Origin of the sequence: Nocardia yamanashiensis (assembly GCF_021183565.1) — a bacterium.
In the GTDB taxonomy this organism is placed as follows: domain Bacteria; phylum Actinomycetota; class Actinomycetes; order Mycobacteriales; family Mycobacteriaceae; genus Nocardia; species Nocardia yamanashiensis.
In genome coordinates this window covers 5969360-5993288 of record NZ_CP089226.1, presented here as the reverse complement: position 1 = coordinate 5993288, position 23929 = coordinate 5969360, and the positions used below count along the sequence as shown (strand labels likewise).

Below are 23929 nucleotides of genomic sequence, written 5' to 3'. Positions count from 1 at the left end.
GGCCCGTCCGGACGCGCGAAAGCGGTACCAAACCCTCCGGTCTCATTCCTGGTCGGAGGGAAAATCCGGCCGTCCCCGCACCCCCGGAACCGGCGGTTGTGGCGCGCGTGAATTGCGGCAAATTTTGGGCAAAGGTGAGGTACTGTCCACGCGCGGGGTGTCGATAAGGTGTTTGCGCCCTGCGCAATCCGCCGGTCTCGACTCCGGGAGTGACAATGCTCGCCGAAACCCAGGGCGCTCTGCAAGACGCTTCCTTCGAAATGTCCCGAGCACAAATGGAATTGTGGCTCGCGGATGGTTTCCGGGCTCGCGCGCTACCCGGGCAGGCGCATTATCTGGAGTTACGCGGCGAGCTGGACGCGGACCTGTTCGACGCCGCCTCGCACCGGGCGTTCGAGGAGTTCGGGGTGGGCCGGTTGCGGATCGGCCTGCGCGACGGGCGGCCCTGCCAGTGGATGGCGGGCGATATCGGCGGCGGTCTGGAGCGGGTGGACTGCACCGGCGAGCCGGATCCGCGGGCGGCCGCGCTGGAATGGATGGAGCGGCGGCACCGGGTCGCCATCGATCTGGTGGACGCGCCGCTGTGGGCGGCGGCGCTGCTGCGGGTCGGGGCGGAGCATCACATCTGGTACGCGCAGATGCATCACGTCGCCATCGACGGATACGGCGGGCTGAGCCTGATCGTCCGGATCGGCGAGTGGTACGAGGCGCTGCTGCGCGGCGCCGAACCGGCGGCGTTCCGGGGCCTGTCGCCCGCGGCGATCCAGGCGGCGGACGCCGAGTACCGGGAGTCGGAGCGCTTCACCGCGGACCGGGAGTACTGGCGGGAACGGTTCGCGGGCTGGACCGCGCCGGGCGCGGTGGCGCATCGCATCCGGCGCGCAGGCGAGTCCGAGCCGATGGCCCTGCGCGCGGCCGGCGCGCTGACCGCCAGGCAGTGGAACGCGCTGGCGGCCTTGGCCGCCGAGTGCGCGGCCAGTCCGGCGCAGGTGCTGGTGGCGGCGATCGGGGCATTTCGGGCAGGCATGGCGGGGGAGCTGGATCCGACCGTGCTGCTGGCGGCTTCGGCGCGCACCACCGCGGCGCTGAAGAAGTCCGGCGGCATGCTGGCGAACGTGCTGCCCATTCGCTTGCGCTGCGCGGGTGGCGTGACGGTGCGCGAACTCATCGGGGCGGCGGCCCGGGAGACCACGGGCGGGCTGCGGCATCAGCGCTACCGGTTCGAGGACATCCGGCGGGATCTGGGGGTCGGCGCGGATCGGGTGCTCGGGCCCAGCGTGAATTTGATGTTCTTCGATCGGACCAGCCGGTTCGGCTCGGCGGTGGGCGAATATCGCATCCTGTCTTCGGGTTCGGTCGCGGACGTGCATTTCAATCTGTATCGCGCGGGCACCGAGGAAGGACTGTCGGTCGATCTGCTCGGGAACCCGGAGAAGTACGGGCAGGGCGACGTCGATTTGCAGCTGAAACGATTCCTGCAATTCCTCAGCAACTTCATTGCGGCGGGACCGGATACGGCGGTCGGGCGGATCGGGCTGGCCGGCTCGGATACGCGGGCCGGTGCCGGAGCGCGATCGCATGCGGCGGCGGAGCGGCCCGGCGCGCTGCTGCCCGAATTGCTCACCGCCGCCGTGCGCCGGGACGCGTCGGCCGTCGCGGTGGTTTCCGGCGACCGGTGGCTGACCTACGGGGAGCTGGACGCGCTGTCGAATCGCCTGGCGCACCGGCTGTCCCGGCGCGGTATCGGCCCGGAGGACGTGGTGGCCGTCGCGTCGCGCCGGAGCGTGGAATGGCTGATCGCGGTGTGGGGCGTGGCCAAATCCGGGGCGGCGTATCTGCCGATCGACCCGGAATATCCGGTGGCGCGCTCGGCTGCCGTGCTCGATGAAGCCGGGGTGCGGTTCGGAATCGTCACCGCCGCAGCGGTTTCCGAACTACAGGAGCGGTCCGGGCGGGAATGGCTGGTGCTCGACGACCCCGCCGCCGCGCTGGACGGTGAGCCCGGCACCGCGCTGACCGACGCCGACCGCACCCGCCCGCTGCGCCTGGCGCATCCGGCCTACGTCATCTACACCTCCGGCTCCACCGGAACCCCTAAAGGCGTGCTGATCACGCACACGGGACTGGCGAATCTGCTTGCCGCACAGGCCGAGCGGTTCCCGATCCGCCCCGGAGCCCGGGTGCTGTGCGCGACCACGCCCAGCTTCGACGCCTCGCTCTGGGAACTGCTGCTCGCCGCCGCCGGCGGCGCGACCCTGGTCATCGTGCCCGGCGATGCCTACGCGGGCCCGCGCCTGTCCGATCTGATCCGCCGCGAACAGGTCACCCACGCCTTCCTCACCCCGGCTGTGCTGGCGGGCACCGATCCGACCGGATTGCAATGCCTGCAATACCTTTCGACCGGCGGTGAAGCCTGCCCGCCCGCCGTCGCCGAATCCTGGGCTCCCGGGCGCACGCTGGTGAACATCTACGGACCCACCGAAGCCACCATCTTCGCCGAACTCGGCCGCCTGGCCGCCGACACCCCGGTCACCCTCGGTACCGAGGTGCCGGGCGTCCGCTGCCACCTGCTCGACCCCTGGCTGCGCCCGGTGCCCGACGGCGTGACCGGGGAGCTGTACCTGAGCGGACCGGCGCTGGCGCGCGGGTATCTGGGACGCCCGGCGCTCACCGCCGCCCGCTTCGTCGCCGACCCGTTCGGGACGCCGGGACGAAGGCTCTACCGCACCGGTGATCTCGCCGTCCGCGATGCCGCCGGGGAGCTGGAATTCCGGGGGCGCGCCGACTCCCAGGTCAAGATTCGCGGCCTGCGCATCGAACTGGGTGAGATCGAGGCGGTGCTGGCCGAGTATCCCGGCATCGCCCAGGTGGTGGTGATCGTCCGTGACGACGGGCCGGGGCAGCGCCTGGTCGCCTACGCCGTGCCCGAACCCAATACGCTGCTGTCGGTGCGTGAGCTGGAAGAGGCTGCCGCGCAACGGCTTCCGGTGTACATGCGCCCGGTGATCCTGCTGCTGGACCGGCTGCCGGTCACCGTCAACGGCAAGGTGGATCGCGCGGCGCTGCCCGCGCCGGTGCTGACGGCCGCGGTGCACCGTGCACCCGAGACCGCGGCGGAGCGGGCGGTGGCCGCGGCCTTCGCGCAGGTGCTCGGGCGGGAACCGGAACTGCTCGGCCTGGACGACGACTTCTTCGCCCTGGGCGGGGATTCGCTGAGCGCGGCCCTGGTGGTGGCGCGGGTGGCCGCCGAGCTCGAGGTGCGCGCCGAAGTCCGGGATCTGTTCGAGGCCAGCACGGTCGCCGGGCTGGCGGCGCGGGTGGGGGCGTGCGGGCTGCTGGCGGAACGGCTGCGGCCGGAACCGCGCCGGCGGCCCGAGCGGATGCCGTTGTCCGGTGCGCAGCAACGGCTTTGGATGCTCAATCGGATGGAGCCGGAGTCGGCGGCCTACAACATGCTGCTCGGCTTGCGGCTGCACGGCGCGCTCGACCGGACCGCCATGACCGCGGCGCTCACCGATGTGGTGGGGCGGCACGAATCGTTGCGCACGGCCTTCCCGGATGTGGACGGTGCGGCGTGCCAGCGGGTTTCGCCGACCGATGCGGTGATCACCGGCCTCGCGCCGGAAACGGTGGGTGCGGGCGAAATCGACCGGGTGCTGCGGGAATTCGGGTCGATCGGCTTCGATCTCGCGGCCGCGCCGCCCTTGCGGGTGCGGCTGTTCGAAGTGACCGATGCCGAAGGAGCCGTGGCGCATCAGCTGCTGGCGGTGCTGGTGCATCACGCCATCGCCGACGGCTTCTCCCTCGCGCCGTTCGCGCGGGACCTGGCGACCGCCTACGCCGCGCGGGTGCGCAGCGCGGTGCCGGATTGGCAGCCGCTGCCGGTGCAGTACGCCGACTACACGCTGTGGCAGCATGAACTGCTCGGCGCGGCCGATGACCCGGATTCACTGCTGTCGCAGGAACTTTCGTACTGGTCCGCGCGCTTGGCCGGGCTGCCGGTCGAATCGGGGCTGCCGCCGCACCGCCCACGCCCCGCCACGCGCACGCGTGCGGCCGAACGGGTGACGCTGACCGTCCCCGACCAGACCGCCCGCCGTCTGCGCGAAGTCGCCCGGCGGCAGGGCGCGACCCTGTTCATGGTCCTGCACGCCGGCCTCGCCACCGTGCTGGCCCGGCTGTCCGGGGGCCGCGATATCGCCCTCGGCACCCCCGTGGCCGGGCGCGGCGACGCCCGGCTGGACGACCTGATCGGCATGTTCGTCAACACCCTGGTGCTGCGCGTGAAACTCGATGCGGCGGAATCGTTCACCGAACTCCTGGCCCGCGTCCGCGATATCGACCTGGCCGCGTTCGCACACGACGAAGCCCCCTTCGACCGCGTCGTCGAACACCTGGACCCGCCCCGCTCACCCGCCCGCCACCCGCTCTTCCAGGTCATGCTCTCGCTACGCAACCTGGCCCGCGCCGAATTCGAACTACCCGGTCTCCGCGTGGAGCCCGTGGAACTACCCCTCCCGGTAGCCAAGTTCGACCTCGAATTCACCTTCGCCGAAACCGAACCCGGCCTGACAGCGACCCTCGACTACGCCACCGACCTCTTCGACCGACCCCAGATCGAAGCCCTGACCGAACGCATCCTGCTGGTCCTGGACCGAGTCGCCCGACAGCCCGAAACCCCGGTCGGCGAGGTCGATGTGCTCACGCTCGACGAACACCGCCTGCTCCGTCAGTGGAACGAAACCAGCCAAGCCGTCCCGGTCACCCTCCCGCAGTTACTGACCCGCGCCGCCGCCTACGACCCCGACCTGGCAGCCGTAGTCGGCGAGCACACCACCCTGACCTACCGCGACCTCGCCGCACAAGCGAACAGGCTGGCCCGCAACCTGATTCGCGCGGGCATCGGCCCCGAAGACGTAGTGGCCGTAGGCCTCCCGCGCTCCGTCGAATGGGTGATCGCCGTATGCGCCGTAGCCCACACCGGCGCCGCCTTCCTCCCCGTGGACCCCAACACCCCCGCCGACCGCATCACCGACATGCTCGCCGATTCCGGTGCCGCGCTCGGCATCACCACCGCCCACTGGCAGTCACACCTACCCGACGTCACCGGCGGCTGGCTCCAAGTCCCCACCCACCCCACGACCGATCACAGTGCCCGCACTGCTGTCGATCGCGATTCTCGGCGGGCCGCTGAGCGCGACGCCCGCCGGACTGCTGAGCGCGATGCCCGGCGGACGGCCGACCACGACGCCCAGCCGATCGACGATGACGACGCCCGGCCGATCGACGCTGACGACGCCCGGCCGATCGCCGATGCGGAGCGGACCCGCCCCCTCCGGCTGACGCACCCCGCCTACGTCATCTACACCTCGGGTTCCACCGGTATCCCCAAGGGCGTCACCATCACTCACGCCGGTCTGGCGAATCTGCTGGTTACCCAGGCTCAGCGGTGCGACGCCGAGCCCGGCTCCCGGGTGCTGGCTGTCTCCGCCCCGGGGTTCGACGCCTCGATCTGGGAACTCCTGCTCGCCCTCGGCGGAGGCGCGACGCTGGTCATCGCCCCGCCTACCGCGTACGCGGGCCCGGAACTCCAGGATCTGCTGATCCGCGAACGCGTCACCCACGCCATGCTCACCCCGCGTGTGCTGGCCACCCTGCCCGATCCGGACCAGCTCCCGGATCTGCGGCTGCTCGCCAGCGGTGGTGAATCCTGCCCGCCGGACCTGGCGGGAATCTGGTCGCCTGACCGCTGCTTCGTCAATATCTACGGCCCCACCGAAGCCACCGTCTGCGCTACCACGAGCCTGCCCGCCCAGCCCGCGACCTTGCACGCCATCGTCCCGATCGGCGGTCCGGTGGTCGGGACTCGCTGCTATGTCCTCGACGATCGCCTCCGCCCGGTTCCGCCCGGCGTCCTCGGCGAGGTCTACGTGGCAGGACCCGGCCTGGCGCGCGGCTACCACCGCCGCCCGGGCCTCACCGGCACTCGCTTCCTCCCCGACCCCTTCGACGCCCCCGGCCGCCGCATGTACCGCACCGGCGACCTCGGCACCTGGCGCGCGGACGGCGAACTGGAATACCACGGCCGCACCGACTTCCAGGTGAAGGTTCGTGGCGTACGCATAGAACTCGCCGAGATCGAAGCGGCCATGACGGCCCTCCCCGAGGTAGCCGACGCGCTCGTCATCCTCCGCGACCACCCCGCGCAGCCGGAGAGTGCGCGTAACGCGTTCGCTGCCGCGAGCGCCCTCGCATCGAAATCGCGCACGCAGAAACCGGACTCGGGCTCCGGTGGACCGGAACCAATCGCGCGCGATCAGGAATCGAGTGCGGAGGGGCCGGAATCGCTCCCACGTGAGGGAGACTCGAGCTCAGGCGCCGAGGAGTCGCAGGCGATCGTTATGGCATCCCGCGAGGGAGCAGCGAAATCGCTTGCTGCGGCGGCGAAATCGAGTTCTATCGGGACGGCGACACCCGTTGCGGCCCGGGCTGCTGGAGACGGCGTGGAGCCGGGGCTCGCCGCGTACGTGGTGCCTGTGCCGGGGCGGCGGGTGGATGTGCGGGCCCTGCGGGCCGCTATTGCGCGGCGGCTGCCGGCGCAGTACCTGCCGGATTCGATCACGGTGCTGGAGCGGTTTCCGCTCACTGCGACCGGCAAGATCGATCGGGGGGCGTTGCCCGCGCCCGAACGCGTGCGAGTGGGTTACCGGGCGCCGGGGAATGCGCTGGAGGCGGCGGTTGCGCGGGTGTTCGGGCAGGTTCTGGGGGTCGAGCAGGTGGGGGCGGATGACGACTTCTTCGCGTTGGGCGGGCATTCGCTGAGTGCGACGCGGGTGGTCGCGCGGCTGCGGGCCGAGTTGGCGGAGGGGGCGGGGTTGCCCGCCGTGGAGGTGCGGCTGCGGGATGTGTTCGAGCAGCCGACCGTGAGTGGGCTGGCGGAGTATCTGGCCGCGGCGGAGTCGCGGGTGGGGCGGCGGCCGGTGCGGGTGGCGAGCGGGGAAACGGTGGAGCGGCCGCCGTTGTCCTTTGCGCAGCAGGGGCTTTGGGTGCTGGATCGGTCGGGAACGGCTGCGGCGTATCACATTCTGCTGGCGGTGCGGCTGACCGGAGCGCTGGAACCGGAAGTGCTGTCGGCGGCCGTCATCGATGTGCTGGAGCGGCACGAAGCGTTGCGCACGTACTTTCCGGAGCACGACGGGGTGCCGTATCAGGCGGTGGCTCCGGCGGACAGCGTGCACTGGGATGTGCGGCTGGTGCCGGAGGGCCGGCTGGAGGAATCGCTCACCGAGTTCGAGAGCGCGCCCTTCGATCTGTCGGCCGCGCCGCCGGTTCGGCTGCGGCTCTGCGAGATCGGCGAGGCGGAGTGGGTGCTCGCGGTGGTGGTGCACCACGTGAACGCGGACGGGGTCTCGCTGGGAGTGCTCACCCGGGACCTGGCCGCGGCGTACACCGCGCGGATCACCGGCACCGCTCCAGCTTGGCCGGAGCTGACCACGCGATACACCGAATACGCTGTACGCCAGCACGAACGGCTGGGTTCCATGACAGATCCCGGTTCCGCGCAGAATCGGGAACTGGCGCACTGGATCCGGGTGCTCGCGAACCTGCCCGCCGAGCTGCCGATCCGCTTCGACCGTCCGCGCCCGGCGGTCGCCCGGCATCGCGGCGCGACGGTGGAAACAGCGCTGCCGCAGGACATTACGTCCGCGCTGCGCGATCTGGCCGGGCAGCACCGGTCCTCGCTGTTCATGGTGCTGCACTCGGCCCTCGCGGTCCTGCTGGCCCGCCTGGCGCGCACCGGTGACGTGGTCATCGGCACTCCGACGGCGGGCCGGGACGAACCGGGGCTCGAGGACCTGGTGGGTATGTTCGTGAACACGGTCGCCCTGCGCACCCCCGTCGCCGCCGAGCGCTCGTTCACCGAACTACTGGAGCGGGTCCGCGAGATCGACGTGGAAGCGTTCGCGCACGCGCAGGTCCCGTTCGAGCGGATCGTCGACGCGCTCGGCGCGCCGCGCTCGGCCAATCGGCATCCGGTGTTCCAGGTGGTGCTCGGCTACCGGAACTTCGGCCCGGCCGCACTGGACCTGCCCGGCGTCACCGTCGAGCCGGTCCGCCGCACCGCCGCCACGGTGCGCTTCGACCTCGAATTCGATATCGCCGACACCGATTCCGGCCTGGCGCTGGCCCTGCACTACGACGTCGAACTGTTCCACGCGAGCACCGCGCAGGCGCTGCTGGAACGCCTGGCGCGCGTGCTGACGCAGGTCGCCGCCGACCCGTCGCGCCCGGTCGGGGCGCTGGAGCTGCTCGCGCCCGGGGAACGCCGGACCGTACTGGAGACCTGGAATCGCACCGGAAACACCCCGCCGCTGCGCCTGCCGGATCTCTTCGCGCGCGCCGCCGAACGGGCGCCCGCCGCGCCCGCCCTGGTGTCCGGCACCCGCACGGTGACCTATGGCGAACTCGACGAGCGCTCGAACCGGCTGGCGCACTGGCTGATCCGCGGCGGCGTCGGTCCCGAACAGGTGGTGGCGGTGGCCATGCGCCGGGGCATCGACTGGGCGGTCGCCGTCTGGGCGGTGGCCAAGACCGGTGCGGCCTACCTGCCTATCGACCCGGGCCTGCCGGCGCAACGCATCGCCGGCATGCGGGCGGACGCGGACGCCGTCATCGGCCTGACCAACACCGAATCCGGCCTGGCGCAGTCGGATTGGCTGGTCGTTGACGCGCTGGACCTGCGCACCGAGCTGGCGCATGCGCCGTGCGCCCCCGTCGCCGATGCCGAACGCACCGGCCGACTACGACTATCGAGCACCGCCTATCTCATCTACACCTCCGGTTCCACCGGCACCCCCAAGGCCGTCGCGGTCACCCACGCGGGCCTGGCCAACCTGGTCGCCGCGCAGCTGGAAAACTGTGTACCGCAGCGTGATTCACGCATCCTGCTCTCGGCCTCACCCAGCTTCGACGCCTCCCTGTGGGAATTGCTGATGGCGGCCGCCGCCTCGGCCACCGCGGTGATCGCGGGCCCGGACGCCTACGCCGGCCCCGAGCTATCGGATCTACTACGCCGCGAACGCATTACGCACGCTTTCCTGACCCCCGCCGTGCTGTCCAGCCTCGACCCGGCCGACCGCACCGACCTGCGCGTCCTGGTCACCGGCGGTGAAGTGGTGCCGCCCGCCCTCGCCGAGCGCTGGTCCGCCCCCGACCGCAAACTCTTCATCGCCTACGGCCCCACCGAGACCACGGTCATCTCCCATCTGAGCCTCCCGTTCCGCCCGGGCCATCCCCTCACCATCGGCACTCCCGCGACCGGCGTCCGCTGCTATGTCCTCGACGATCGCCTGTCCCCGGTTCCGCCCGGCATTCCCGGCGAGCTCTATATCGCGGGCCCCGGCGTAGCCCGCGGCTATCACGGCCGCCCCGCGCTCACCGCCACCCGCTTCCTCCCGGACCCGCACGCGCCCGCCCCCGCCCGCATGTACCGCACCGGTGACCTGGTCCGGCATCGTCCCGGCGGGGCCCTGGAGTTCCTGGGCCGCACCGACTCCCAGGTCAAGATGCGCGGCCTGCGCATCGAACTCGGCGAGATCGAGGCGGCGCTGTCGGTGCTGCCCGGCATCGCCCAGGCGGTCGCGGTGCTGCGGGCGGATGCCGCCGGTGACGCCCGCATCATCGCCTACCTGGTACCGGCCGCCGGAACCCGTTCCGCCGCACCGGATATCGCCCGCATCCGGGCCGCGGTCGCGCGCAAGCTCCCGGACTATATGGTCCCCGCCGCGTTCATGGTCTGTGAACGCCTGCCGCTCACCGGAAACGGCAAGGTCGACCGCGCCGCACTCCCTGAACCGCAGGTGACCGGCCAGCCGTTCCGCGCACCGGGCACCGAATCGGAACGCCTGGTGGCGGGGGTGTTCGCCGAGGTGCTCGAAGTCGAGCGGGTCGGCGCGGACGACGACTTCTTCCAGCTCGGCGGCAATTCCCTGAGCGCGACCCGGGTGGCCGCCCGCTTGAGCGCGGCATCGGGCAGCCGGGTCCCGGTACGCGAAGTCTTCGACGCCCCAACGGTTTCCGAACTCGCCTTCCGCCTCGCGGCGGGCACCCGCTCGGCCGGTGCGCGGCCCCGGCTGACCGCACGCCCACGCCCCGCCGAGATTCCGCTGTCGTTCGCTCAGCAACGGCTCTGGCTGCTCAACCGCCTCGACCCGGATTCATCCGCCTACAACATCCCGCTGGTCCTGCGCCTCACCGGCGAGGTCGACATCGCGGCCATGACCGTCGCGCTGCACCAACTGCTCGCCAGGCACGAGGCACTCCGTACCTATTACCCGGAGTCGGGCGGGATCGGCCGCCAAGTGGTGCTGCCCGCCGTGCCGGGCCCCCGAACGAACAACGCGGGCACCGCCGCCAATTCGGCCGCTGCGGAACCGGGTGCCGCGGAGCCCGACGTCACCGTCGCCGCGGTCCCGGATTCCGCCGGCACGATATCGCTCGAAGTCCGGGTGGTGGATGCCGAACGGGCGGCCGCGCGGCTCGCGGAGTTCTGTGGCGCGCCGTTCGATCTGACCGCGGGTGCGCCGGTGCGGGCAGGGTTGTTCGCGCTGGGGACGACTGTGGATGAATCGCGGGAGTGGCTGCTGGCGCTGGTGATTCACCATGCCAATGCGGACGGGTATTCGCTCGCCCCGCTGGCACGGGACTTCGCGGAGGCATACGGCGCGGCACGGAGCGGCGAAGCCTGGCGGCGGCCCGCGCTGCCGGTGCAGTACGCGGACTATGCGATCTGGCAGCGGGAGGTGCTGGGTTCGGCGTCGGATCCCTCGTCCGAGTTGAGCCGGCAGGTCGCCTACTGGGTCGGAGCGCTCGCCAATTCCCCGGCGGAACTGGGTCTGCCCTTGGATCGCCCGCGCCCGGCGGTGGCTTCGCATCGGGGCGCGGCGGTTTCGGCGGCGGTTTCCGAGCTGACCGTGCGGCGTTTGCGCGAGGTGGCGCGGGAAGAAGACGCTTCACTGTTCATGGCCCTGCACGCGGGACTGGCGGTACTGCTGGCCGCCTGGAGCGGGAACACCGACGTCACCGTGGGCACCCCGGTGGCGGGCCGGGGCGAGGCGGCACTGGACGACCTGGTCGGCATGTTCGTGAACACCCTCGCCCTGCGGGTGGAAGTCCGCGCGGCGGAACGCTTCTCCGGCCTGCTCACCCGGGTGCGCGATGCCGATCTGGCCGCCTTCACCCACGCCGAAGTGCCGTTCGAGCAGGTGGTGGAGGCCATCGATCCGCCGCGCTCGCGCGCCCGGCATCCGCTGTTCCAGGTGCTGCTGGCCTTCCAGAATCTGGACGCGATCGATGTCGAACTGCCGGGCCTGCGGGTGGAACCGGTGCGGCTGCCCTCCGACACCTCGCGCTTCGACCTCGAATTCATCATCACCCCGGGCGATTCCGGGCTGTCCGTGACGGTGCAGTACGCCACCGAACTGTTCGACCGCGACACCATCGCAAGCCTGCTGGATCGCTACGTCCGGGTACTGGACGGCCTCGCCGCCGCACCCGAGGCCCCGATCGCCCGCCTGTCCATGCTGTCGGATGCGGAATCCGCCCGCATGGTGCGGGACTGGAACGACACCGGCGGCGCGGACACCGAACTCCGCCTGCCCGACCTGCTGGCCGATGCCGTCCGCCGCGCGCCCACCGCCGAAGCCGTGCGCTGCGGCGACTACGCCTTCACCTATGCCGAACTGGACGAACAGGCCGCCCGCGTCGCCCGCTGGCTCAACGTGTCCGGGATCGGACCGGAAGACGTGGTGGCGCTGGGCATGTCGCGCTCCCTGCCCTGGGTGGTGGCCTGCTGGGGGGTGGCACGCTCGGGTGCCGCCTGCCTACCGGTGGACCCCGAATTCCCGCCCGCCCGCATCGCGGAACTGATCGCGGGCACCAGTGCGCAAGTAGTGGTCACCACGGCCGCCGAGTACCCGGCGTTCGCCGCGCTGTCCGATATCGAGGTCCTGGTGCTCGGCGACGACGGTACCAGCGTCCTGCCGACCCGCCCCGCGGCCGATGCCCCATCGCGGTCCACTCCGGCTGGTCACGGCGGCGGGCGCGCGCCGGAGCCTTCCAGCGCGCGCATCGCGCCGGGTTCCGGCGCCGTATCGGCCACGGCGAGCACGGGTTTGCCGCCGGTTGCCGCTCCGGTACCGGAGGGTGTGGGAGCGCTGCCGGCGGTCGCGGTGGAATCGACCGTGGGCGCGGGGCCGGTCGGAGAGCAGCCCGGCGTGAATACGCATGCGCCCGAATTTCCATCGGTGGCGCATTCCGGCGGAGCGCGGGCGGGCAACGCGGCCTATGTGATCCATACGTCCGGCTCGACGGGTACGCCCAAGGCGGTCGTGGTGACCCACGCTGGGCTGGCCAATATGGTGGCCGCGCAGGCCCGGCACATCGGCGCGACGTCCGAGTCGCGCATATTGTGCGTGGCCGCGCCGACTTTCGACGTGTCGATGTGGGAACTGGCGCTGGCGGCGAGCTCGGCGGCGGCCCTCGTGGTCGCACCGCCCGAGGCGTACGCGGGCCCGGCCTTGACGGATCTGCTGCGCCGCGAACGGATTACGCACGCCTTCGTGACGCCCGCCGTACTGGCCGGGACCGAGGCCGTGGAACTGCCGGAGCTGCGGGTGGTGATCACCGGCGGCGAGTCCTGCCCGGCGGCGGTGGCGGCGAGCTGGGGGCGGGACCGGAAGCTGGTGAACGCCTACGGGCCGACCGAGGCGACCATCATCACGCATATGAGCGGGCCGCTCGACGGCACGCAGCCGGTGACCATCGGCGGACCGGCGGTGGGTGTGCGCGGATATGTGCTGGACGCGTGCTTGCGACCGGTGCCGATCGGCGTGGTTGGCGAATTGTATTTGGGCGGTGCGGGTTTGGCGCGCGGCTACCTCGGCCGCCCCGCGACGACAGCCGGCCGGTTCGTCGCGGATCCGTTCGGCGACCCGGGTGAAAGGCTCTACCGCACAGGCGATCTGGTGTCGTGGACGCACACCGGGGAACTGAGCTACCGGGGGCGCGCGGACTTCCAGGTCAAGGTGCGCGGCGTGCGCGTCGAACTGGGGGAGATCGAGGCCGCCGTGGCCGCCGCGCCCGGCGTCGCCCACGCCGTCGCCGTGCGTTCGGCGACCGCGAGCGGAGTCGCGCTGGTCGCGTACGTGGTGCCGGAACCCGGCCGGGACATCGATCCCGATGCGGTGACCGCGGCCGTGGCGCAACGACTTCCGGACTATCTGATCCCCGCCATCGTGGTGCTGGAGCGCCTCCCGATGCTGGTGAACGGCAAGGTCGATCGCGCCGCGCTGCCCGCCCCGCAACCGGTACGGCGGCGCTACCGCCCGCCCGTGACCGCCGCCGAACAGCGGGTCGCGGCGGTGTTCGCCGAGATCCTCCAGGTCGGCCGGGTGGGACGCGACGACGACTTCTTCGCCCTCGGCGGCAATTCCCTGAGCGCGGCCCGCGTGATGTCGCGGCTCGGCGGCGTGGCCCTGCGCGAGTTGTTCGAGACGCCGACGGTGGCGGGGCTGGCGGAGCGCATCGAGAACGCCGCGCCCGCAATGCCCGGCGAATCCTTCGACGTGATCCTGCCGCTGCGCACCGGCGTAGCGGACACCCTGTTCTGCATCCACCCCGGCGGCGGGATGGCCTGGCCGTACGCGGGCCTGCTCACCCACCTGCCCCCCGAGGTCGCGCTGTACGGCATCCAGGATCCGTGGGTGGTCCGCAACGAAAAGCCCTGCGCCACCGTGGGCGAATACGCGGCCCGCTACGTGGCGGAGATCCGCCGGCTGCAACCGGCCGGACCGTACCGGCTGCTGGGCTGGTCGCTCGGCGGCCGCATCGCCCACGAGATCGCCCTGCGCCTGCAGGCCGCCGGCGACGAGATCGCCCTGCTCGCCCTCATGGACTCCGCCGCCGCCGACGGCACCGAGGCCGCCGAGCCGGACGACGAAACCGATTCCGCGGCTTGGCAGGAACTGCGCGCGCTCATCGACCCCGCCGATTTCCCACCCGACCTGGTCGAACGCGCCACCGCCGCGCTCACCCGCCCGGTGCCCGGCGTCCCGGGCGGCGTCTTCGAAGGCGATCTGCTGCATTTCACCGCCATCCGCGAGACCGCGCCGGAACGCTGCCCGGCCGACAGCTGGACCGGCCACATCACCGGCAAGGTCATCGACATCCCGATCGACGCCACGCATATCGGGATGGCCCAACCGGATCCGATCGCCCGGATCGGCGCGGAGCTGACCAGCCGGTGGCAGCGGTGAGCACCGCCCACCTACCCAAGGCGATCCGGGTCGTCGGCGCACGCGTCCACAATCTGCGCGATATCGATGTGGACGTGCCGCTCTGGTCCTGGGTCGCCATTACCGGCCTGTCGGGTTCCGGCAAGTCCTCGCTGGCCATGAACGTCCTGTACGCCGAGGGCTATCAGCGTTTCCTCGACGGCCTGTCCACCTATACCCGCCGCCGGATCGCGCAGACCGAACGCCCGGACGTGGACCGCATCGACTATCTGCCCGCCACCCTGGCCTTGAAACAGCGCCCGCCGAGCCCGGGCCGCCGCAGCACCGTCGGCACCATGACCGAGGTCTACAACGTGCTCCGGCTGATGGTCTCCCGGCTCGGATCGCACGTGTGCCCCAACGGTTTCCGGCTCCCGCCCATGCTGGACGTGGCCATGAAGGGCTATGTGGACCTGCCCGAATGCGGCGGCCGCTTCGAACTGCCGGGCGCGGAATCCTTCGCCTTCGACAGTTTCGGGGCGTGCCCGCGCTGCGGCGGGCTGGGCACGGTGGAGGAGATCGACGACGCGGCGTTGATCCCGGATCCGGACCTGAGCATCGCCGAGGGCGCGGTGGCGTCCTGGAAGCTGCCGCTGCGCGATTTCCAGCCGCAGATCGCCGCCCAGCTCGGGGTGCGCATCGATGTGCCGTACCGGGAGCTGACCGCATCGGAACGCGAGATCGTGCTCGACGGCCCGCCCGAGAAGCGGTTCGTGGTCGTCACCACCAAATCCGGGCGCGCCGCCGAACTCAACGGCACCTACGAGAATGCCCGTGCGGCCGTGCGGCATTCGCTGGAGAACAGCGCCAGCCAGACCTCCCGGGACCGGCTGAGCAAATTCTTCACCCTGCACACCTGCCCGGAATGCCACGGCACCCGGCTGCGGCCCGAAGCGCTGACCAGCCTGCTCGACGGCCGCGACATCGCGGTCATCAGCGCGCTCACCCTGACCGAATTGCGTTCCTGGGCACCGGGTCTGCCGGATCGCCTGCCCGCCGAACTGCACGATCTCGCCGCGCGTTTGAGCGCCGAATTCGTGCGGGCGCTGGAACCGCTGCTGGTGCTCGGGCTCGGTTATCTCACCCTGGACCGGGCGGGCGAGTCGCTGTCCACCGGTGAGCGGCAGCGTATTCAGCTCACCGCCACCTTGCAGGCGCGCTCCACCGGCATGCTCTACGTGCTCGACGAACCGTCCATCGGCCTGCATCCGGCCAATGTGGAAGGGCTGCGCGGGGTGATCCGCGCCCTGGTCGACAATGGCAATTCGGTGGTCATGGTGGATCACGACGTGGAATTGCTGCGCTGGGCCGACCAGCTCATCGAAATGGGTCCGGGCGCGGGCCGGGCCGGCGGCACCGTGGTGGCGCAGGGCGATGTGGCGGATCTGGAGGACGACCCGAATTCGGTGACGGGGCCGTATCTTTCGGGCCGCGCCGACCCGCGCGCCCGCACCGCGCTGCCGGTGCTCGAGTCGGATCCGGGGATCGAGCTGACCGTCGGCGAGTGGTACACGCTGCACGAGGTGACCGCGCGCATCCCGGTGGCGCGGCTGACCTTGATCACCGGCGTCTCGGGTTCGGGGAAGACCAGTCTCGTGCTGGACAGCCTGGTTCCGGCCCTGACCGCGGAGTTGGCGGGGGAGCGGCTGCCGCGGCACGTCCGCGCGCTGGCCACCGGCGGTATCGAGCGGGTGGTGACCGTGGATTCCACCCCGATCGGCAATAACAGCCGCTCCACCCCGGCCACCTATTCGGGCGCGTTCGACGGCATCCGCGCCCTGTTCGCCGCCACTCCCGAAGCGCGGCAACGGCATTGGAGCGCCGGGCGGTTCTCCTACAACGTCAAGGGTGGACAGTGCCCCACCTGCGCGGGCCTCGGCGAGGTCGCCCTGGACGTGCAGTTCCTGCCGGATATGGTGCTGACCTGCCCGACCTGCGACGGCAAGCGCTACAACCCGGAGACGCTGGAGATCCGGGTGGACGGACTGACCATCGCCGAGGTGCTGGACCTGACGGTCGCCGACGCCGCCGAACGCTTCGCGGGCACGCCCCGGATCGGCGCGCCGCTGCAAGCCCTGCGCGAGGTCGGGCTCGGCTATCTGTGCCTGGGCGAGCCGACCCCGTCGCTGTCCGGCGGTGAGGCGCAGCGCATGCGGTTGGCCGGGGGTCTGCGTTCCGGCCAGCGGCACACGCTCTACGTCTTCGACGAGCCCACCACCGGCCTGCATCCCGAGGATGTGCGCACGCTGCTCGGGGTGTTCGACCGGCTGCTGCGTTCGGGCGCGACCATCGTCGCCATCGACCACGATCTGGACATGATCGCCAATGCCGACCATGTCATCGATATGGGCCCGGGCGGCGGCCCGGAGGGCGGGCGCGTCGTGGCGACCGGCACGCCCCGCGACATCGCCGCCGCACCGGCCAGCCTCACCGGCCGCTACCTCCGGCCGCTCACAGTCCCGGCACGGTGACGAACACCTGGGCGGCGCTGTCCTGCCGGAAGAAGGTGTCCTGCGGCGGATTCCGGTACGCGTTCAGATTGGAATCGGGCAGCCAGGTGTAGTCGGCGAGCCGCAGCGACAGCGGTCCGGCGGGCACCACCAGCTCCATTTCGACGCCTTCCCTGCCCGGGGCGAAGAACCGGAAGCCCTGGGCCGGAGGCGTTTCGATCCGTCGATCGGCTACCCGCAGGCGCTGCGGAACCGTGCTCCAGAACAGGTCGATGCGGGTCGCGCCACGGGTGGAACGCAGCCGCAGTTTCACCGTGCGCAGCCCGGAATCGGTTTTGTCCGACAGGATTTCGGCGACCGGCGCGGAAAGCGCCTGCGCCGGTGCGGGTCCGCTTGCCACGGCCTTCTTCCACAGCTCGGCATAGGGTCCCTCGGGCTGGGCGTCGCTCACGAACTCGCGCGTGTACGGGTCGGGCGCGAGCGTGGAGAGCCAGCGCGCCTCCTTCCGGTCCGCGTCCAGCACGTACACCAATTGCGAAGTGCGCGGATGGTTGTCGTCGGTGTGATCCACCGCCAGGCCCGCCCCGGTGAGTGCCAGCACGACGACCAGCGCGGTGACCGGAATCGTCCAGCCCCGGCGCTGCGGCCAGGCGTGCGTGAGGGTGAGCAGCAGCAGCCCGCCCAGCAGCACGATCAGCGGCGCGGCCAGGAACGGGGCGGCCGTCAGCCCGGCCTGGGTGGTGGTCCACGCATTGCCGCCGACGAATACCGCCGCGGGCAGCAGGAAGGCCGTGAGCACGGCCAGCCGCCAGCGCTCCGGGGTCAGGAAGGTGACCGCGACGCCGACGGCCGCCGCGGCGGCGGGCACCACCACGATTTCGGAGGCCGCCGGGGCGAGCGCCGCCGCCAGCGCGCCGATGCTCACCGCCGCGCACAGCATGCCGACGCCGGCTGCGGTGGCTCCGAATATCCTGCGCGCCAGCGCATACCAGCCGAGCAGGGCGGCGGCGGCCAGGATCAGCACCGCCGCCTGGAAGCAGCCCGGCCGATACGGATCCACCGGCATGGCGGCGTAAGCGGGCCGGATCTGCTGCACCAGCAGCCACCAGCCCCAGGTCAGCCCGACCGCGACCGGTACCGCCAGCACCGCCGTCACGGCCGCGCCGATCACCCGCCACACCCCGGTCTCGCCGGAGCGCTTCACCTGCCACACCACCCACGCCGCCGCGAGCACGCCGAGTACCGCGCAGGCGATCATCACCCACAGCGGCACCACCACCAGCAGCCCGAACGGCAGTGCGAAATAGGCGGCATCGGAATCGTCGGCGGCATCGGCGGCCAGGTCGCGTTCCCCGAATTCCTTGACCTGCGCCAGGGTGTTGTCGCCCAGCTGCTGCAAGGTCGCCAGATTCACGTGGTCGGGATCGTCGAGGCGATTGTGGTAGTAGGCGCTCTTACCGGCGAAAGCCCAGTCCAGCACCCGTAATCCGTGCGGTTCGAAGGCGGCGAAGTCGGTATTGCTGGAGGTCTGGGTGCCGGCCAGCGCGGTGGTCAGCGAATCGGTGTTCGGATGCGGCGTCGTGTTCGACACGGCCCGCACCAGCGCCCCATCGGGTTTCGCGAGTCGCCACAGCAGCGGCGGCCCGCCCGCACCCCGCGCCTCGTGATTGATGATCACGCCATTGCGGTCGTAACCGCCGGCGGCGGCGAAGGCTTCGGCGCCGAACAGGCCGGGCTCCTCGCCGTCGGTCAGCAACACCACCAGGTCGTTGCGCAATGCGGTCTCGCCGGAACGCAGCGCCCGCACCGCCTCCAGAATGGCGGCCACTCCGGCGCCGTCGTCATTGGCGCCCGGCGCGGACGGCACCGAATCGTAGTGTGCGACAAGGTAGACGGTGCCGGTCGGCGCGGTGCCGCGCACGGTGCCGACGATATTCTCGATCCGGCCGCCGCCGTGCACACCCTCGCCGAACGCCCTGGGCCACAGTCCGACCCCGGAGCGAATCTCGGTGCTCAGCCCCAGTTTCCGGAGTTCGCCCGCGAGATGGTCACGCACCCGGTCGTGTTCGGCGGTGCCGACCGGATGCGCCTTGCGCGCGATCGCCTCGATCACCGTGTGCGCCCGTGCCGCGCTGAACTCCTCGGCGGGCGCCGCGGCATCGCGATAACCGTGCGGTTCCATATTCCAGGCCGTCGCCACCGCGACGACGAGCAGAAGAGCGAAAGCCAGCAATCCGGAAATCCCGCGACCCACCCGCATCCCTCGATACTAGGCAGGCCGCACCGGATTCCGGCGTGCCTCAGGCCTGCCGGGTCGGCAGCACGATGACCTGACGCAGGTTGACGTGCACGGGACGGCTGGTGGTGTAGGCGATCAAGTCGGCAATATCACTCGCGCTCAAGGCATCCAGGGCCTCGAACATGCCGTCCAGTTGCCCGCTGAGTTCCGGATTGTCGATGTGCGAGCCGAGTTCGGTATCGGTCAGTCCCGGTTCGAGATTGGTGACCCGCACCCGGCGCGGGCCGAGTTCGGTGCGCAGCGTCGCCGACAGCTGGGTGATGGCGGCCTGGGTCGCGCCGTACACCGAATAGGACGGGAACGGCAGGTGCGCGCCGATCGAGGAGATGTTCACCAGGTCGGCGGTCCGGCCCGCATCGGCGGCGGCCAGCAGATCCGGCACGAAGGCCCGGATCACCCGCAACCGGCCCGCGACATTCGTGTCCAGCATGCGCAGCCACTCGTCCTCCCGCCCGTCCACAATGGGATTGGGCAGCATGACACCGGCCGAGTTCACCACCAGATCGGCCGCGCCGAAAACGTCATGCACCCGCTCGGCGGCGGCGCTCACGCTCGCGCTGTCGGTGACGTCCACCGGAACCGCCAGCGCCACACCGCCATCGGCCTCGATCTTGTCGGCCAGAGCGCCGAGCCGGTCGGCGCGTCGGGCCAGCAGCGCCACCCGCGCCCCATTGGCGGCCAGCAGCCGCGCCGTCGCCTCGCCCATCCCGCTCGCGGCTCCCGCGATGACCGCGGTGCGGCCGGTCAGGTTCTCGTAGCTCATCGGATTCTCCTCGCTGTGCGCTCTCGGTGCCGGTACTCATCCTGTGGCGGCGGCAAGCGGGCAGCGAGGGTTCCGGGTTTCCTGGGTCCGGCAGTACCAGGATGGATCCGGGCGCCAACTCACCGCACTCGTCAACCCGGCTTATTGCTGAAGATTTGCCAAACTGCCGTATTGGTGATCTACATTGTGGCGTCCGTCACCGTTCAACAGGCTCTGAGCTGCTGTTTTATGTGGTCAAACAATGCCGCGGTCCTCATCTTTCAACGGTTGCCCATAGCTGCACAGGCCGGCCTCCCCGCAGAATTCTGATGTCTCGAACTCGTTGTTCGAAGGATGTGGCGGTTTCAGCCGCCGCACCTCGATCGTCAACCAGTACAAGGAGATCAACCATGTCCACACCCACAGCCAACAAGCAGCTCGTCATCGATTTCTGCGATGCGCTCTTCGTGCCCGGCGGAGCGGAGGCAGCCGTGGGAAAGTACCTCAGCCCGAACTACATTCAGCACAACCCTTACGCCGCCGACGGTCCGGACGCCCTCGCCGCGTTCGTGAATTCGGCCCTGGCTCGAAACCCGCAAACCCGGTACGAGCTCCAGCGCTCGGCCGCCGAGGGCGATCTCGTTTTCGTGCACTGGCGCATGACGACCGGCCCGGCGGATCGCGGCACCGCGGTCACCGAGATCTTCCGCATCGACGGGGATCGCATCGTCGAGCATTGGGACGTCATGCAGGCCATGCCCGAGCAGACCGTCAGCGAGCACCCTTTGTTCTAACGCTGAAGCCTGGTCCGGCAGGGGCGGGCTGGATCTCTACCCTGGAAACCATGCAGTCCGATCTAGGTGATTTTCTGCGGTCCCGGCGCGCTCTCATCCAGCCGGGAGAGGCTGGGCTGCGGGAGTACGGGCGGCGGCGGGTGCCGGGGTTGCGGCGGGAGGAAGTGGCGCAGCTGGCCGGGGTGAGTGTGGATTACTACATAAGGCTGGAGCAGGGGCGGGGGCCGCACGTGTCGGATTCGGTGCTGGATGCCGTGGCGCGGGCGCTGCGGCTCACCGATCCGGAGCGTGCGCATCTGTATGCGCTGGCTCGGCCGGGCGCCGTGGCGCCGGCGCGCACCGCCGGGGTTTACGCCGATGCGTTGCGGCCGGGCGCGCGGCTGGTGCTGGATGCGCTGAGCGCGCCCGCGTTCGTGCTCGGGCGGCGGATGGATGTGCTGGCCTGGAATGAACTGGGCGACTTGGTGTCCGGGTTCTCGAGTGTGCCCGACGAGGAGCGCAATCAGGCTCGGTATCTGTTCTTGAATCCGCGGGCGAGCGAGTTCTATCCGGAGTGGGAGACGGTGGCCGAGGAGACCGCCGCGTTCCTGCGCCGCGATGCCGGATTGCATCCGGGCGATCCGAAGCTGGCGGCGATGATCGACGAATTGTCCCGGCGGAGCGCGGATTTCCGGCGTATCTGGCAGGGGCACCCGGTCAAGGAGAAGACCTACGGGAGCAAGCGGATCAACCATCCGAGCGCGGGGGCGCTGGAGCTCGGTTACGAGACCCTGGCGCTGCCGGGCGATCCGGATCAACTGCTGGTCGTGTACACCGCGCCGCCCGGTTCCGCGTCCGCGCACGCCCTCGCGGAACTGGCTCGGCAGCAGCCCGCGGGCATGAGATAACGACCGGTCTCAACGCAATTCCAGCCTGGTATAAACCGGACATTTTCCCAGCTCAGGGTGTATACCGGCGGTATGACGCAGGTGGGAGACGACGCGACGATCGAGACGCCCGGCACCATGCCGGTCGCGGCCGGGCGGTCGGTGGAGTTCTGGGGATATCTCATGTGGGGCGCGGCCGGAATCGCCATCGCCGCACCGGAACTGGCCTCGGTGTTCGGGCTGGCGAGCTGGCCCACCATTTCCAATACCATCGGGCATCTGCAGACCGAGCACGCCTGGGTGCGGCTGCTGGTGGTGTTCGTGATCGTGGTCATCGGCTATTACGCGGTGCCGCAGTTGCTCTTCCATCCCGAACCCGAGCCGCAGGTGGTGGCGGGGCATCCGGTCACCGCGGGCGGGCGCGTCACCCGTTCCGACAGCCCGATCACGCTGCTGGGCGCGGGCTATCTGCTGACCGCGGCGGCCACCTACGTCTTCGGCATCGGCTTCGCGGCGGCCGACCGCGGGCTGGATCCGGACTCCTACCTCGGCCCGTATGTGCTGTACGGGCTCATCGCCCTGATGTGGGTGGTGGTGCCCAGCATCCTGGCCATGTTCTTCGGCAAGGATGTACCGTTCCCGACCCTGTTCCGCACCATCTACTTCCTGGAACGCCGCGCGCATTTCATCGCGGCGATCCTGCTGGGCCTCTTGGTGATCCTGCTGATCCATCTCGCCTTCTACCCGTGGCCCCGGGTGGTCACCTGATCAGTGCGGGCCGGACGCGAGTTCCACGGCGGCCACCGGACCGGTGCTGATCTCGGGAGCATCGGGACGGACCGCGGCTTCCACGCCGGGACGGCCGTTCTCGACCACATAACTGGCCCGGGTGCGAATGGGCGCGCCCGGCCGGTGCACGTACGGCATGACGCGGAAGTCGCTGCGGCACAGGTCGTGATCGAGTTCCACCCGCACGTAGCCGCGCTGTTCGTTGAAGAACTTCATATCCGGATTGGCGGCCAGCAGGGTGCGGCCGGTCTCGGACATGTCCGCGCCGTCGCCGCCGCTGCTGATCGAGGTGCCGGTGAATTCGGCCGCCACCACCGGTGATTCGAGATCGGCGCAATCGCGGCGCAGATCGGCGGCGTAATTCTGGTGGCGATCGCCGGTGATGACCACCAGGTTCCCGGCCCCGCGCGCGGCGGCCGCGCCGAGCAGCGCGCTGCGGTCGGCGACATAGCCGTCCCAGGCATCGGTGCCCAGCAGTTCGCCGGGGCCGGTGTCGTAGTCCGAACGCGCCATCGCGACCTGATTGCCCAGGATCTGCCAACGCGCGGGCGAGGTGGTCAGCCCGCCCAGCAGCCAATCCCGTTGCCCGGCCCCGAGAATGGTGCGGTCGGCATCGAACCGAGCGTCGCAGCCGTACACCTGGTTACCGTCCCCGCAGGCCTGCGGCGTCCGGTACTGACGGGTGTCGAGCATGGTGATCTCGGCCAGATTCCCGAAGCCGTAGCGCCGGTGCAGCAGCATGTCCGGTCCGTGCGGCAGCTGCGCGATCCGCACCGGCTGATGCTCGTACCAGGCCTGGAACGCGGCGGCCCGGCGCTTGCGGAACAGCGGGCGCAGATTGTTGATATCGAAGCTGGGCCCGTTGAAGTCACCGGCCCAATTGTCGTGCACCTCGTGATCGTCCATGGTGACCAGCCACGGGAACGCGGCGTGCGCGGCCCGCAGCGGCCGTTCGTGTTTGGCCTGCGCGTACCGCAGCCGGTACCCGCGCAGATCCACCGCCTCGCCGGTGAGATCCGGCGTGGTCTCGCCCTGCCGGCCGCGCACCCACGGGCTCTCGTAGATGTAATCGCCCAGGTGCACCACCAGATCCAGGTCCTCATCGGCCATGTGGTCGTAGGCGGTGAAGTACCCGTATGTCCAGGACTGGCAGGAGGCGAAGGCGAAACGCATGCGCGCCGCGGGGCTGCCGGCGCGCGGCGCGGTCCGTGTCCGTCCGACCGGGGAGATGGCCTGACCGGCCTTGAAACGGTAGTAGTACCAGGTATCCGGCTCCAGCCCGCCGACCTCCGGATGCACACTGTGCCCGAGCGCGTGGGTGGCCACCGCGCTGCCGCGGGTCACCACCTGCCGGAACCGATCGTCCCGCGCCACCTCGTAATCCACCGTCACCGGGGCCATGGGCATTCCGCCCAGCCCTTCCGGATCGAGCGGATCCGGGGCCAGCCGGGTCCACAACACCACCCCGTCCGGGGTCGGATCTCCCGACGCCACGCCGAGGGTGAACGGATCGCCGCTCACCCAGTGCGGGGCCCGGAACCTCGCGCTGCCCACCGCCGCGGTGCCCGCGAGCACCACCGCCGATCCGGCAACGCCACGCCGCAACAACTCTCGCCGTGACAAGGCCATACGCAACGGTAGGAATGCTGATCGTGT

General features: G+C 70.6%; 8 protein-coding genes. 5 read left to right on the top strand and 3 right to left on the bottom strand.

All coding sequences use genetic code 11. The annotated features are described in order from the left end of the window. Positions 1 to 215 precede the first annotated feature (215 nt). Both LTV02_RS27680 and LTV02_RS27675 read left to right on the top strand, forming a co-directional pair. A complete protein-coding gene (locus LTV02_RS27680; protein ID WP_233041718.1) occupies positions 216 to 14315 on the top strand; it encodes a non-ribosomal peptide synthetase in 14100 nt (4699 codons plus the stop codon). Continuing rightward, positions 14312 to 16804: an excinuclease ABC subunit UvrA gene (locus LTV02_RS27675; protein WP_233034767.1), complete on the top strand. Its 2493-nt coding sequence runs from the start codon at positions 14312 to 14314 to the stop codon at positions 16802 to 16804. The genes LTV02_RS27680 and LTV02_RS27675 overlap by 4 nt, the downstream gene beginning before the upstream one ends. On the opposite strand, the gene LTV02_RS27670 is transcribed toward LTV02_RS27675, so the two are convergent. Then, positions 16785 to 19043, bottom strand: a complete 2259-nt coding sequence (locus LTV02_RS27670) for a M20/M25/M40 family metallo-hydrolase (protein WP_233034765.1) — start codon at positions 19041 to 19043, stop codon at positions 16785 to 16787. The genes LTV02_RS27675 and LTV02_RS27670 overlap by 20 nt on opposite strands. A 40-nt stretch (positions 19044 to 19083) precedes the next feature. Continuing rightward, positions 19084 to 19845, bottom strand: a complete 762-nt coding sequence (locus tag LTV02_RS27665) for an SDR family oxidoreductase (protein WP_233034764.1) — start codon at positions 19843 to 19845, stop codon at positions 19084 to 19086. 389 nt (positions 19846 to 20234) lie between these two features. Here LTV02_RS27665 and LTV02_RS27660 point away from each other — a divergent pair, with 389 nt between their 5' ends. The 3 genes from LTV02_RS27660 to LTV02_RS27650 all read left to right on the top strand — a co-directional run bounded on the left by LTV02_RS27660 (position 20235) and on the right by LTV02_RS27650 (position 22252). Next, complete coding sequence (locus LTV02_RS27660; protein WP_233034763.1) at positions 20235 to 20618, top strand: nuclear transport factor 2 family protein; 384 nt, start codon at positions 20235 to 20237, stop codon at positions 20616 to 20618. A gap of 50 nt (positions 20619 to 20668) precedes the next feature. Further along, positions 20669 to 21505 (top strand): helix-turn-helix transcriptional regulator, encoded by an 837-nt coding sequence (locus tag LTV02_RS27655; protein WP_233034762.1) that lies wholly within the window; start codon positions 20669 to 20671, stop codon positions 21503 to 21505. A gap of 72 nt (positions 21506 to 21577) precedes the next feature. Then, a complete protein-coding gene (locus LTV02_RS27650; RefSeq protein ID WP_233034761.1) occupies positions 21578 to 22252 on the top strand; it encodes a hypothetical protein in 675 nt (224 codons plus the stop codon). On the opposite strand, the gene LTV02_RS27645 is transcribed toward LTV02_RS27650, so the two are convergent. Beyond that, entirely contained in the window at positions 22253 to 23902 is a 1650-nt protein-coding gene (locus LTV02_RS27645) for an alkaline phosphatase D family protein (protein WP_233034760.1), read from the bottom strand. Positions 23903 to 23929 lie beyond the last annotated feature (27 nt).

What these genes read in the sequence shown, in the direction of transcription:
- LTV02_RS27680 (WP_233041718.1), top strand. Translation starts at nt 216, where the DNA reads ATGCTCGCCGAAACCCAGGGCGCTCTGCAAGACGCTTCCTTCGAAATG.
- LTV02_RS27670 (WP_233034765.1), bottom strand. Translation starts at nt 19,043, where the DNA reads ATGCGGGTGGGTCGCGGGATTTCCGGATTGCTGGCTTTCGCTCTTCTG.
- LTV02_RS27665 (WP_233034764.1), bottom strand. Translation starts at nt 19,845, where the DNA reads ATGAGCTACGAGAACCTGACCGGCCGCACCGCGGTCATCGCGGGAGCC.
- LTV02_RS27660 (WP_233034763.1), top strand. Translation starts at nt 20,235, where the DNA reads ATGTCCACACCCACAGCCAACAAGCAGCTCGTCATCGATTTCTGCGAT.
- LTV02_RS27655 (WP_233034762.1), top strand. Translation starts at nt 20,669, where the DNA reads ATGCAGTCCGATCTAGGTGATTTTCTGCGGTCCCGGCGCGCTCTCATC.
- LTV02_RS27650 (WP_233034761.1), top strand. Translation starts at nt 21,578, where the DNA reads ATGACGCAGGTGGGAGACGACGCGACGATCGAGACGCCCGGCACCATG.
- LTV02_RS27645 (WP_233034760.1), bottom strand. Translation starts at nt 23,902, where the DNA reads ATGGCCTTGTCACGGCGAGAGTTGTTGCGGCGTGGCGTTGCCGGATCG.